Below are 12,655 nucleotides of genomic sequence, written 5' to 3' on the forward strand. Positions count from 1 at the left end.
CACTGAATAAGGACCTGCTATGAAAGCCCTGACGATTGCCGCAACCGGTATGAACGCCCAGCAGCTCAATCTGGAAGTGATTGCCAACAACATCGCCAATATCAATACGACAGGCTTCAAGCGTGCCCGCGCCGAGTTTTCCGATCTTCTCTATCAATCGGAACGGACCGCTGGTGTGCCAAATCAGGCCAATCAGGCAATTGTTCCCGAAGGCGCGCTGGTCGGGCTTGGTGTTCAGACAGCGGCTGTGCGCAATCTGCATATTCAGGGCAGCTTCAATCAAACCAGCAATCCCTATGACGTGGCGCTGACGGGTCGCGGCTGGTTCCAGATCCAGAGCCCAACGGGCGAAACGCTTTACACGCGCGCTGGCGCATTCAACAAGAATGCCGACGGCCAGCTGGTAACGCTCGATGGTAATCCGGTCGAACCTGCGATCACCATTCCACCTGACGCCATTGAGGTCACGGTTACAGAGACCGGTCAGGTTTTTGCCAAGCTGCAGGATCAGGTCAACCAGGTTGATCTCGGTCAGCTGACACTTGCCAACTTCACCAATGAAGCGGGTCTGGAGCCGCTGGGCGGCAATCTCTACCGCGAAACGGAAGCCTCTGGCGGCCCATTGGTCGGCGTCCCGGGTGATCCTGGCTATGGCGCGATCAAGCAGGGTTATCTCGAAGCATCGAACGTCGATCCGGTGAAGGAAATCACTGATCTGATTACGGCACAGCGTGCCTATGAAATGAACTCCAAGGTCATTCAGGCAGCTGACGAAATGGCCGCGACTGTATCGAAGAATCTGCGCTAAAGCGTTAGAAATGCTCTCTTTTTGTTTCTACGCACATCTTGGTTCGAAAACCGGTTCCCACTTTTCGGGATGTGCTTCAACGGTGATGGCGATGAGTTATGCGAAGGCAATTTCCCGGAAAACAAGGCTGGCAGTCACTGCCGGCCTTCTGCTGTCCGCAGTAATGGGGGCTGCGACCACAGGCGTAAGCGCTGCCGACCGCATCGCTTTTGTCGTGCCTTCGGCAACCGTCTATCCCGGTCAGATCGTGAGCGATACCGCACTTCTGGAAAAGCAATTCTTCATCAGCGCACCGGCTGCAAGCCAGTATGTGCTGTCGCAGGATCAGGCGACAGGCAAGGTTGCCCGCAAAACGCTGCTTCCGGGCAAGCCGATCCTCGTATCTGCCCTTGGGGAACCATCGCTGGTCAAGCGTGGTGTTCCAGCTCCGCTGGTATTCACGTCTGGTACGCTTGTCATCACTGCGATGGGCACACCGCTTGAATCGGGTGCTGCTGGCGACTTTATCAAGATCCGTAATATCGACAGTGGGATCATCGTATCAGGCACAGTGCTTGCCGATGGCCGTATTCAGGTGGGGATGCAGTGAGAAAAGCACGCGCAGCCCTGATTGCCCTTCTGGCTATTGCACTGCAGCCTGTTGCTGGCTTTGCGGATGAATCTTCCAAGAACGCGCGCGAGTTTGGCTCGGCCGTGGAAGCCGACGCAGACTGGCTTGGTTCAGGTGGCGATCCGTCGAAAATGACTTATGCCGAACTGGGCAGAGGCAGCGCTGTTGCGCGCCTGAAAGACATTGCGACCATTCAGGGCGTGCGTGAAAATCAGCTCGTGGGTTATGGTCTTGTTATCGGCCTGAAAGGCAGCGGCGACAGTCTGCGCAATTCACCTTTCACCGAACAATCCATGCGCGCCATGTTGGACAATCTGGGTATTAGCGCACCGCGCAATTCGACCCGTTCCAAGAACACCGCAGCTGTTATCGTAACCGCCAATCTGCCTGCCTTTGCCGGCACCGGCTCCCGTATTGACGTGACCGTGTCTTCGCTGGGCGATGCAACATCGTTGCAAGGCGGTACGCTGGTGATGACACCACTGATGGGTGCAGATAATCAGGTTTATGCGGTCGCGCAGGGTAACATGATCGTCTCCGGTTTTTCGGCTGAAGGCGATGCTGCAAGCATAACGCAGGGTGTGCCGACGTCGGGCCGTATTCCGAACGGTGCGCTGGTTGAACGTGAAGTTGCGGGCAATTTCGGCAAGGACAGTGAAATGGTCGTCGAATTGCGCGATCCTGATTTCACCACTGCTGTACGTGCCGCCGATACGATCAATGTTTTTGCCAAGCGCCGTTATGGCCGCGGCGTAGCGATTGCACGCGATGCCAAGACCATCCGGCTTCAGCGCCCGAAGAACGTACCTGCCGCTCGCTTTCTGGCTGAGCTGGAAGGTCTGCCAATCACCACGGATGAAGTTGCGCGCGTCGTCGTGGACGAACGCACTGGCACGGTCGTCATTGGTGAGAAAGTACGCATTTCAAAAGTGGCGATCAGCCATGGCAGCCTGACCGTGCGCGTGACCGAAACACCGATGGTCGTTCAGCCCGATCCATTCAGCTACGGCGAAACTGAGGTTGAGCCGAATACTGATATTGCGGTCAATCAGGGTGACTCCAAGATCGGTATCCTGACGGGAGCCAATCTTGAGAACCTTGTCAAAGGTCTGAACCAGATCGGCGTTAAGCCAAATGGCATCATTGCCATTCTGCAGGCTATCAAGACGTCCGGTGCCCTTCATGCAGAACTGGTGGTGCAATGATTATGGCTAGAAACGTCATTCGCTTTGGTTCAGTTCTTGCCGTGCTTTTCGGTGCAGGTTTTCCGGCTTTCGCACAGCAGCCGCTTCCACCTGTTCCGGCACCTCAGCAGGCCGAAACGCCCGCCCCATCAACCGCTGCTCAGCAGTTGGCGGCTTCTGCACCAATCGGCAACCTTGATGAAATCCGCAAATTCTGCGGAAATATCGACGATCAGGCCGCTGATGCCCGCTATTCGCTGCAGGCCAAGCAGCTTGCCGATCTCAAGGCTGACGTTGAAGAGCGTATGCGCGCGCTGGAAGCCAAGCGCAAAGAATATGAGATGTGGCTGAAGCGTCGCGACGAGTTCGTGAACAAGGCACAGGATTCTCTTGTCGATATCATCTCCAAGATGAAGCCTGATGCGGCTGCAGCGCAGATGTCGCTGATCGGCGATGAAGCGGCAGCGGCTTTGATACTCAAGCTCAATCCGCGTGTTTCGAGCATCATCCTCAATGAAATGCCGCCTGAAAAGGCAGCCAAGCTCGCACGGGTCATTGTTGGCTCGCAGCGCACGACCGCAACGCCGCCGCCTACCAGGGAACAGCGCGCGCAGGCGGAAACCGGGAATTCGGTGCAATGACGAAAAGCATGAACAAAGCGCTCTTTGCAGCAGCAACCTTGGTCCTTTTGGCAGGCTGTGCCACACGGCCGGAAGAGATCGGCCGTGCGCCGGACCTTTCGCCGGTGGCGGCCAATCTCGGTGTCCAGAACAATCCGCAATATAGCGGCTATCCTGTCCGCCCAAGCAAGGCATCCTATTCGCTTTGGGATCAGCGTTCGACGAACTTCTTCAAAGACCCACGCGCCGCCGAGCCGGGCGATGTGCTGACGGTTATCATCTCGATCAATGATCGGGCGAACATGGATAACAAGACGGATCGCGAGCGTGTGTCGAAAGGTCTTTACGGCGGCGGCGCTTCGTTCGACACGAGCAGCCTTTCGGGTGCAGGAGCGGGTGGTACCATGGATGCGTCGGTCAATACGCGATCCAACAGTTCCTCCAAGGGCAAAGGCACGATTGAGCGCAGCGAAGATATCCGTCTTCAGGTCGCCGCCATCGTCACCGATACTCTGCCGAACGGTAACATGATTATTCGTGGTTCGCAGGAAGTGCGCGTTAACAACGAGTTGCGCGTGCTCAACGTTGTCGGTGTTGTGCGTCCGCGCGATATTTCAGGCAACAACACCATTTCCTACGACAAGATTGCCGAGGCGCGTATTTCTTACGGTGGACGCGGTCGCCTGAGCGAAATTCAGCAGCCGCCTTACGGCCAGCAGATTCTCGATCAGATTTCTCCGTTCTGAAGTTGAGCAGGTATGAGCGATACGGCAATCGATAAGGACGGCAAGGCAAAAGGCTCTATCGCGGGTCTGTTGGGCGCTGTTGCAGTTCTGACCGCAATCGCTGGCGGTGGCGGATGGTATCTGGGTGGTGTTATCTCCGCTGACCAGCAAGCCGCAGTTAAATCGACGACGAAGGAAGACAAGCCGAAACAGGGTGATTTTGAATCGCGTTCCATTGGTACAATCATCCCTCTGCAGCCGATTGTGACCAATCTTGGCATTCCGCAGACCACATGGGTCCGACTTGAGGCGGCGCTTGTTGCGAAGCCGGGTCGTGAAATTCCGCCTGCAGTTGCAGCAAGTGTGGGCGATGATTTTATGAGCTTCCTGCGGAGCGTCAATCTCATGCAGTTGCAGGGGGCCGCTGGTTTGGCCTATTTGCGTGCCGATCTTGAAGAGCGGGCGCGGATGCGTTCGGAAGGCGCGGTTGACCGCGTTTTCATTTCGACGCTGGTAGTAGAATGAAGAAGATTTTCGCCCTGAGTGGCTTGCTGACGCTGGCCTTTATTTCTGCTGCCCATGCACAAGCCTTGTCGCTGGATAATCTTCTGCCAGCCGGAAGTGGTGCAGCCAGCGGACAGATCGTTCAGCTGTTTGGCCTTCTGACGGTTCTGTCGGTGGCGCCCGGCTTGCTGATCATGGTCACAAGCTTCACGCGTTTTGCCATTGCGTTCTCGCTTTTGCGTTCGGGGCTTGGGCTTCAGACGGCTCCTGCAAGCATGGTGATGATCTCGCTGGCTTTGTTCATGACCTTCTATGTCATGGCACCAGTGTTTGATCGTGCCTGGAACAATGGCGTGCAGCCTTTGATGCGCAACGAGATCACGCAGGACGTGGCATTTCGTGAAATTTCTAACCCGTTTCGCGAATTTATGATGCGCGAAGTGCGCGATAAGGATTTGCGCCTGTTTGAAGATCTAGCAGATCCGGCATTCCGCACGGGTGAAGACGGCATTGTTGATTTCCGCGTGCTGGTTCCGGCCTTCATGATTTCGGAATTGCGTCGTGGTTTCGAAATCGGCTTCCTGATCGTTCTGCCGTTTCTGGTGATCGACCTCGTGGTCGCAACACTGACCATGTCGATGGGTATGATGATGTTGCCGCCGACGGTGATATCGCTGCCGTTCAAGATACTGTTCTTCGTGCTGATCGATGGCTGGAATATTCTGGTTGGAAGCCTGATACGATCATTTGCGTAAAATCGGGTGGACCCTATCAATTGCTTGTTAAGCATTCTGACTAGGTATCACCCCAGAAAATACCGTTCGTTAAAAACGATCGCATTATATTAATATATTCTTAACAATTGGGTTATAGTGCTAGCATCCATAGTAGGTCCCACGCGTTTCGTGGTGACAGGCATGATGCCGCTCTCCTATGCCGGTAATATTCAATCCGGCCTGTCCCTCAGTTTGTTTTCCCAAGGGGCAATTCAATGTCTAGCATTCTTACCAACTCTTCAGCTCTTACCGCTCTTCAGACCCTTTCCTCGACCAACAAGTCGCTGGAAACCACGCAGAACCGTATTTCGACCGGCCTGCGCATCGGTGAAGCTGCTGACAATGCATCTTACTGGTCGATCGCAACCTCGATGAAGTCCGACAACAAGGCCAACTCGGCTGTTCAGGACGCTCTTGGTCTCGGCGCCGGCAAGGTTGACACTGCATACACTGCAATCAACGACATCAAGGACCAGGTTGACAAGATGAAGTCGCTTCTGGTTAGCGCTCAGGGCGCCAGCCAGGAAGACCAGAAGAAGGTCGCGACCGAACTCAAAGCAATCCAGTCGCAGATCAAGTCGTCTGCCAGCAACGCGAACTACGCTGGTTCGAACCTGCTCGTGAACGACGCAGCTGCAACTTCGGACCTTAAGGTTGTTGCATCGTACAACCGTACCGGCACCACTGTAACGATCGACACCGTTGACGTTGCTGCTGCTGACGTACAGGTTTTTGCTGACGCTGCAGGCACCGGCGGTATCGCTGGTGATCTGGTCGCCACTGCTTTCTTCGATCCATCGACTGCAAAGCTTGACGACGCTGCAATCAAGACTGCTCTGGAATCGGTTGAAACCGCTCTGGACAAGCTCACCACCGGTGCAGCTTCGCTCGGTGCTGCAAAGGCACGTATCGACACCCAGAAGAGCTTCATTTCCAAGCTCAGCGACTCGGTTGAAAAGGGCGTTGGTACGCTCGTTGACGCCGACATGAACAAGGAATCGGCTCGTCTGTCGGCTCTGCAGGTTCAGCAGCAGCTGGGCGTTCAGGCTCTCTCGATCGCTAACTCGTCGAGCCAGTCGATCCTGTCGCTGTTCCGCGGCTAATCACTTAGCTGATACGGTTGATACTTTGAGGGGCGTGGAATTTATTCCGCGCCCTTCTTCTTTTCTAAAAAATCGCCTCCTCATTCAAGCCGACACTTTCGCGCAAGCTTCGCGATCTATTTTGTTCGCATCAGGATGGCGGTGGTATCGATGCAGCAGAATTTCCAGCAATTACTCGAACAGCTTAAGGGAACGCTCGGCAAGCTTGGCGCGCGAAAACTTATAGCGCTCGGACTTGTCGGAGCTGCACTGATGGGCGCTATTCTTTATACGAGCGTCTATCTGAGCCGCCCCTCCTATGAGACGCTTTATGTCGGCCTTTCGCGCGATGACGTGAACCGTATGGGGCTGGCGCTCGGTGAAGCTGGCATTGCTTTCGACGTGAAGTCCGACGGTTCATCGATCCTTGTTCCTGTCGGCAAGGCCGAACAGGCGCGTATGTATCTGGCTGAAAAAGGTCTGCCGACGTCAAACAACGCCGGTTACGAGCTTTTCGACAATATGGGCTCGCTTGGCCTGACATCGTTCATGCAGGAAATCACGCATGTTCGCGCACTTGAAGGCGAGATCGCGCGTACCATTCAGGCCATTCGTGGCGTAAAAGCTGCGCGCGTTCACATCGTCATGGCCGAAAAAGGCTCGTTCCGTCGCGGTGATCAAAAGCCGTCTGCCTCGGTTGTGATCCGCGCTGAAGGCGGCTTTGCCGCTGAATCCGCGCAGTCGATCCGCCAGCTGGTTGCTGCCGCTGTGCCATCGCTGGATGCTTCGTCCGTTACGGTTCTCGATACCAATGGTCGTCTGCTCGCATCTGCGGGAGAGGCTGCGAATGGTGCTGCTCTTCTGACCGCGTCGCTTGAACAGCAGGTTGCTGGCAATGTGGATGAGAGCATCCGCAAGGCGCTTGCTCCATATCTCGGTGTTGGTCACTTCCAGAGCAGTGTTCAGGCAACGCTTGATACCGACCGCCGTCAGACCAATGAAACACAATTCGATCCTGAATCGCGCGTTGAACGTTCTGTTCGTGTTGTGCGTGAAAGCGGAGACTCCCGCAACGCACGTAACGACAATGCCACCGGCGTTGAGCAGAACATTCCGCAGGAAGAAATTCAGAACCGCAACGGCGAAAGCTCGTCTGAAAAGACTGATCGTCGCGAAGAACTGACCAATTACGAAATGAACACCAAGACGGTGTCCACAGTCAGCGATGGCTACACCGTCAAGCGTCTGTCGATTGCGGTCGTCATCGATCAGGCGCGTCTGCTTGAAACGGCTGGCACCACGCCACCACCTGCCGATTTTGTCGATCAGCAGATCCTGAAAATCCGCGACCTCGTTGCAACTGCCGCCGGTCTCAATGCCGATCGTGGTGATGTGATCAACGTAACGGCTGTCAACTTCCTCAGCCCGGCAGGCGCAGATATGGAGCCTGTTTCGACGCCGTGGTCCGAGCAGCTGATGCGCCAGAGCGGTTCCTACGTCAATGCGCTGGCAATTCTTGCCGCTGTTGCGCTCCTGATCTGGTTTGGTGTCCGTCCTTTGCTCCGTGATCAGAACGCGAAGCCATCCGGAACAGAAGTTGCGCTGCGTGAACCGGGTGATGTCGCTGTGCCAAACTTTGTTGGTGATACACAGCAGGCCATCGCCGGTGAGGGTGCCAAGGCAGTGATCGGCGGACCAGAAGCCTATGCCGATCAGATGAAGACGAGCCTTAGCGATTTGCGTCAGCGTATGCGTATGCCTGCGAAGTTGCGCCTCGAACAGATGATCGAGATGGATGAAGAGCGCGTTGCCGCAGTTCTCAAGCAGTGGATCCACGAAACCGCCATCAAGCAGGAAGCAGCATCAAACCAGCGATCTGTAATGCCGGAGCTTGAGGCTGCCTGATTATGAGCACGCTCGCACTCAGCCGCTACCTTCCTGATTTCTCGACGCATCGTATCGCCGACGAAGCGGTGGAAATCATTGCGGCCCCCGTACAGCCGCAGCCTTTGTCGGAGCTCTTGCCGCACACCGATCCGCAAATGGCTGAGGCTTCGGAGAAGCCTCCATTTGCAGAGCAGGCGGAAGTCGCAAGCATCATCGCCATTGAAGAGGAAAAGCGGGCTGCATTTGAGGCCGGTCGCGAAGACGGTCACAAGGAAGCAGAAGCGCTTTATGAGGCCGAGAAGGCCAGATTGCTGCGTCAGCATGAAGCGGACATCGAAGCATTGCGTGCGAGTTTCTCTCGTGAGCAGGCCAATCTCCTGGCTGGTGCTTTGACGGAAGCTGTGAGCGGGCTTGAACAATCCATGTCCGCGCAGATTGCCGAGGTTCTCGCACCGTTGCTGGCAGCCAAAATCGAACAGGACGCGATTGCGGGTTTCGCACAGCGGATCAGCAAGCTGGCTCTGGAAGGCGAAGCACCTGAAATCTTCGGTCCAGCGCATCTGCTTGAGCCGCTCAAGGACCATGCCGACCTTCTGCCGCCTGGATGCCGTTTTACTGAGGATGCGTCCAGCGAACTCTCATTTTCCTTTGGCGATCGTGCGCTTGAAACACGCGTCGCGCCAGTTCTGGAAGAACTAAGGGCTGCTGCCAGATGAGCATCGATCCGGAAACCAAGCGCGAAATCATTATTGTCCGCCGTGGCAAGCACGATGATCATGACGGTCATCATGGCGGCGTCTGGAAGATCGCTTACGCTGACTTCATGACTGCGATGATGGCGTTCTTCCTCGTCATGTGGCTCATCAATGCGGCCAACGAAGAAAGCAAGGCGGCTGTCGCCAGCTACTTCAATCCCGTTAAGCTGATGGATCGTCATTCAAGCCCAAAGGGCGTGCAGGACATTGACGAACAGAACGGCAAAGTTCGCTTTGAGAGCGACAAGCAGATTGAAAACAGCACCAAGGTTATCAACGATAGCGCTGCTTCCCCGCCGATTGAGCAGGAAGAAAGCCGCATGTTCCGCGAGCCATATGCGGTCTTGTCCGAACTTGCGCATGAAACGGGCGTTCTGCAGAACCAATCCACGAAGGGCGATGGCGGCAGCGCACAGGCTGGCACGCAGACAGGCGCTGACGGCGGCGATGCCTATCGCGATCCGTTCAGCCCTGACTACTGGTCGAGCAAGGCTGCGGAAGAGCTGACGCCGCCGGAAGCTGCCCCTGCAACGCCGCCACAGCAAACAGCGGAAGCAAAAACCGAGGCAAAGCCCGAAGAAGCTGAAAAGCCAGCAGAGAACCAGGAAAAGCTGATTTCTGATTTGAAGAAGGCAGCAGACGGAGACGCATCGACCGATGGCAGCAAGGCGGCAAAGGCTGAGCCTATGCCGGATGTGACAGTCGTCCCGGTCGATGGCGGCGTCATGATTCAGCTGACTGATAAAGTCGATTTTGGCATGTTCACGATTGGCTCCGCCAAGCCGGATGCGCGTGTCGTGCAAATGCTTGAACGCATTGCGCAGGTTATCGCGCGTCAGCCGGGGGAGGTTGTCATCAGCGGTCACACTGACGCCCGACCTTTCAAGAGTGCGACCTATGACAATTGGCGCTTGTCTTCGGCTCGTGCGCAGATGGCCTATTACATGCTGGTGCGTGGTGGGCTGGATGAAAAGCGTGTCCTGCGTGTTGAAGGCTATGCCGACCGTCAGCCAAAGAACGCCGCCGATCCAAATGCCGCCGAAAATCGTCGCATCGACATCTTCCTCAAGTCCAACCCATGAAGAAACTGGTAAAGCGCTCCCTGCTGGCACTTGTTGCAAGCCTTCCGCTGGCAAGCGGAGGAGCGGTTTCCTATGGGCAGACACAAGCAGCAGAAGAGCCACGCAGCTTGCCGGTGCTTGAGCCTTATAAGCTCGTCCGTTCACTGCGCATGTTGCAGGATCAGCTGGTTTCCGGGAAGCCTGAAGCCGTTGTGATGCTCAACAGGCTGCTGATTTTTGTGAGCGCTGATATGGAGCGCGCTCCAAAGGAATTCTGGGACAAGCCTGAGAATATCTATGCGGCCATCATCTATCTGTTTAACGGCGGCAATCCTGATGCCGTGCGTAAGGTGCTTGCTGGTTTTGATGGCGAGACTGTTCCGCAAGAACTCGTCAAAGGTGCGCTTGCCTATGCATCGGGTCAGAATATTGAGGTGGTGAAGCTGTTCTCAGTGCCGCTCTCATCACAGCTGCCAGCCGAGCTGCGCTCTTCCATCGTGCTGGTAACGGCCGGCCAGATGACGGCTTTTGATCCGGCAACGGCACTTCTGCGACTTGATCAGGTGCGGCTCGATAGTCCGGGTACGCTTTTTGAAGAAGCGGCTATTCGTCGTTCGATGCCGATTGCCGCCAAGCTCGGTGACGCAGACAAGATCAGGATGCTATCGCGCAATTACCTTCAGCGCTTCCCGCGCTCGCCCTATATGCGCGATTTCATGAAGCAATTTGTGGATGCAGCGTTGAAACTCAATGATCGCATCGGCAATGCCGAACTGGTCAAGCTGATTGGTACAGCTGATCCGGTCATGCAATATTCGCTTTATCTGCAGATTGCGCGTGGCGCTCTGGTGGATGGGCAGACGGAGCGCGCGCGCTTCATGTCGGCCGAGGCAAGAAAGCTTGCCGATCATCTGAAAGCCGACCCAAGCAGAGCCAATCTTTATGCCGCGGCAAGTGATGTTGCTTCGGATTCCGCCAAAGATGCATTGCGTGAATTGTCTCAGATTTCGCCCGATCGTTTGCAGGAACGCGACAGGCAGCTTCTGCAGGCGGCAGAAGCGGTTGGCTCTGTGGTGACGCGCAAGCCTCCCGTTGAGGGCGCAACAAAGCCTGTCAGAAGCGAAACTGACATTCCGGCAATGCCGATTGCTGACGGTGATGAGGCGCCCGTCGTGCCCAAGGCCCCGGAGACCCCTTCGCCTGCTGCCGGTTGGAAGCCATCCCAGCCTGCAAAGCCGGAAGATGATGTGCAGAAGACCATGGATGATGCGCGGCGCAAGCTTGCGGAAATTGATGCCTTGCTAGGAAAGACTATTCAATGAGCGTAGATCTTTTGCTCACCACGGCTGGAAGACTGGCTTCACTTGCCAAAAGTACAGGCGCCCAACAGGGCGCTGTGGCAAAAGCCAATGGCGAAAATCAGGAACAGTCTGAACCGGCAAAGTTGTTTGGCGCATTGCTGGAAAAGTCTCAAAACAAGCTATCGCTTGAAGGCGAGCAGAAGGATGAGACGCAGTCGGAAGATAACGACAAAGCTGATCGCGATACGCCTGCTCAATCTTCGGTCTATGGTGTGTCGCAGAACCTGCTTGCACTTGCTGCAGGGTTCAACAATCCAAAAGATGAGGATCAGCTTGCTGCGCGTGATAATGCCACCAAGCAGTCGATGAATGTATCGGCGCTGGCCGATGCTGCTGAAGCTGCTGATCCCGCGCTGACGACTGCCGTTGCCGCTGACCTGCCTATGCCTGATGCAGAGCCAAAGAAGGATCAGAAGGAAAACGTTCAGGCAAACAAGCAGACGCAAGCAACAGCAGATTCCAAGGGTGCCGCAAAGCCTGAGAATTTGGCCAGCCACACTCCACCTGCTGCAACGAAAGATCAGCAGACTGAAAGCGCCACAGACGGATCTTCTGCATCGCCCAAGCCTGAGCTTACACTTCAATCCAGCAATGCCGCAGAAGCTGATCGTCCAAATGTTCAGCCGCAGCAGCAAACAGGAAAGTCTGCACCTGTTGCCGATGTAAAAGCGCCTACACCAGCAGCGCCAACTGCTGCTGCACGTATCGCGGATATCCAAGTCCTCTCTGAACGCAGCTTTGGTACTGTGAAAACTTTGCAGATCAGGCTTGATCCGGTGGAGCTTGGCGCAGTGACTGCTCGTATTCGTCTGGTTGCCGACAGCGTGGAAGTGCATCTGGTGGCTGACAAAGCTCATGCTGCCGAGGCGCTGGCTGCCGATCGTTCAATGATCGAAAAAGCTTTGAAAGTTGCAGGCATTACGGACGACACGAAAATTTCGGTCACGGTGACTGAACGCGGAGCAGTCAGTGCAGTTCAGCACAGCTCCGCAAGCCATAGTGCGGGGCAACAGCAGGCCAGCTCTCAACAGCAAGGCCAGCAGACTTTTGACATGCAAAATGGCTCGGATGGCCGGGGAAATGCGCAGGCGCAGTCTCAGGCGCAATTTATGGGTGGTGAGGGCAGGCAGAATGGCGAATCTGGCCAGGCAGACAGCAATAATGCACGCGCTCGCACATCGACTGAAGCCAATGAGCGCGAAATTTCTGGTCTTTCTGGCGGCCGGAATCGCGGCCTCGTCGTTTAGTTTAGCAGGCGCTAAAGCAGAGAATATTTGCGAAC

12 protein-coding genes and 1 pseudogene are annotated in these 12,655 nt (G+C 55.6%); all 13 read left to right on the forward strand.

All coding sequences use genetic code 11. The annotated features are described in order from the left end of the window. The first annotated feature begins 19 nt into the window (after positions 1–19). Positions 20–808, forward strand: a complete 789-nt coding sequence (gene flgG / locus RT142_RS16525; RefSeq protein ID WP_313030020.1) for a flagellar basal-body rod protein FlgG — start codon at positions 20–22, stop codon at positions 806–808. Between the two features lie 91 nt (positions 809–899). Further along, positions 900–1,397 carry a flagellar basal body P-ring formation chaperone FlgA gene (gene flgA / locus RT142_RS16530; RefSeq protein WP_064322499.1) on the forward strand — a complete coding sequence of 166 codons (498 nt, stop codon included), beginning with the start codon at positions 900–902 and terminating at the stop codon, positions 1,395–1,397. After that, on the forward strand, positions 1,349–2,623 hold the full coding sequence (locus RT142_RS16535; protein ID WP_235819036.1) for a flagellar basal body P-ring protein FlgI: 1,275 nt from the start codon (positions 1,349–1,351) through the stop codon (positions 2,621–2,623). The genes flgA and RT142_RS16535 overlap by 49 nt, the downstream gene beginning before the upstream one ends. Next, a complete protein-coding gene (locus RT142_RS16540) occupies positions 2,620–3,243 on the forward strand; it encodes a MotE family protein (RefSeq protein ID WP_007877054.1) in 624 nt (207 codons plus the stop codon). Before RT142_RS16535 ends, RT142_RS16540 begins: the two co-directional genes overlap by 4 nt. Continuing rightward, the gene (flgH, locus tag RT142_RS16545) at positions 3,240–3,968 is read left to right on the forward strand and encodes a flagellar basal body L-ring protein FlgH (RefSeq protein ID WP_064321432.1); all 729 of its coding nucleotides are present in this window, start codon (positions 3,240–3,242) and stop codon (positions 3,966–3,968) included. Before RT142_RS16540 ends, flgH begins: the two co-directional genes overlap by 4 nt. A gap of 12 nt (positions 3,969–3,980) precedes the next feature. Then, positions 3,981–4,472, forward strand: a complete 492-nt coding sequence (locus tag RT142_RS16550; RefSeq protein ID WP_007877052.1) for a flagellar basal body-associated FliL family protein — start codon at positions 3,981–3,983, stop codon at positions 4,470–4,472. Then, a complete protein-coding gene (gene fliP / locus RT142_RS16555; RefSeq protein WP_064321433.1) occupies positions 4,469–5,206 on the forward strand; it encodes a flagellar type III secretion system pore protein FliP in 738 nt (245 codons plus the stop codon). Before RT142_RS16550 ends, fliP begins: the two co-directional genes overlap by 4 nt. 236 nt (positions 5,207–5,442) lie before the next feature. Next, the gene (locus RT142_RS16560; RefSeq protein ID WP_007877048.1) at positions 5,443–6,330 is read left to right on the forward strand and encodes a flagellin; all 888 of its coding nucleotides are present in this window, start codon (positions 5,443–5,445) and stop codon (positions 6,328–6,330) included. A 135-nt stretch (positions 6,331–6,465) separates the two neighbouring features. Next, positions 6,466–8,214, forward strand: coding sequence for a flagellar basal-body MS-ring/collar protein FliF (fliF, locus tag RT142_RS16565; protein ID WP_064321434.1), 1,749 nt, complete (start codon positions 6,466–6,468; stop codon positions 8,212–8,214). 2 nt (positions 8,215–8,216) lie between these two features. Then, positions 8,217–8,912 (forward strand): hypothetical protein, encoded by a 696-nt coding sequence (locus tag RT142_RS16570; RefSeq protein WP_313030027.1) that lies wholly within the window; start codon positions 8,217–8,219, stop codon positions 8,910–8,912. Further along, positions 8,909–10,033 carry a flagellar motor protein MotB gene (locus RT142_RS16575; RefSeq protein WP_064321436.1) on the forward strand — a complete coding sequence of 375 codons (1,125 nt, stop codon included), beginning with the start codon at positions 8,909–8,911 and terminating at the stop codon, positions 10,031–10,033. The genes RT142_RS16570 and RT142_RS16575 overlap by 4 nt, the downstream gene beginning before the upstream one ends. Further along, positions 10,030–11,101, forward strand: a pseudogene (locus RT142_RS16580) (chemotaxis protein); the annotation flags it as partial. The gene RT142_RS16575 and the pseudogene RT142_RS16580, both read left to right, overlap by 4 nt. A gap of 229 nt (positions 11,102–11,330) precedes the next feature. After that, entirely contained in the window at positions 11,331–12,620 is a 1,290-nt protein-coding gene (locus RT142_RS16585) for a flagellar hook-length control protein FliK (RefSeq protein ID WP_313030031.1), read from the forward strand. Positions 12,621–12,655: the final 35 nt, after the last annotated feature.

The organism is Brucella sp. (genome assembly GCF_032066345.1).
Classification (GTDB): domain Bacteria; phylum Pseudomonadota; class Alphaproteobacteria; order Rhizobiales; family Rhizobiaceae; genus Brucella; species Brucella pseudogrignonensis.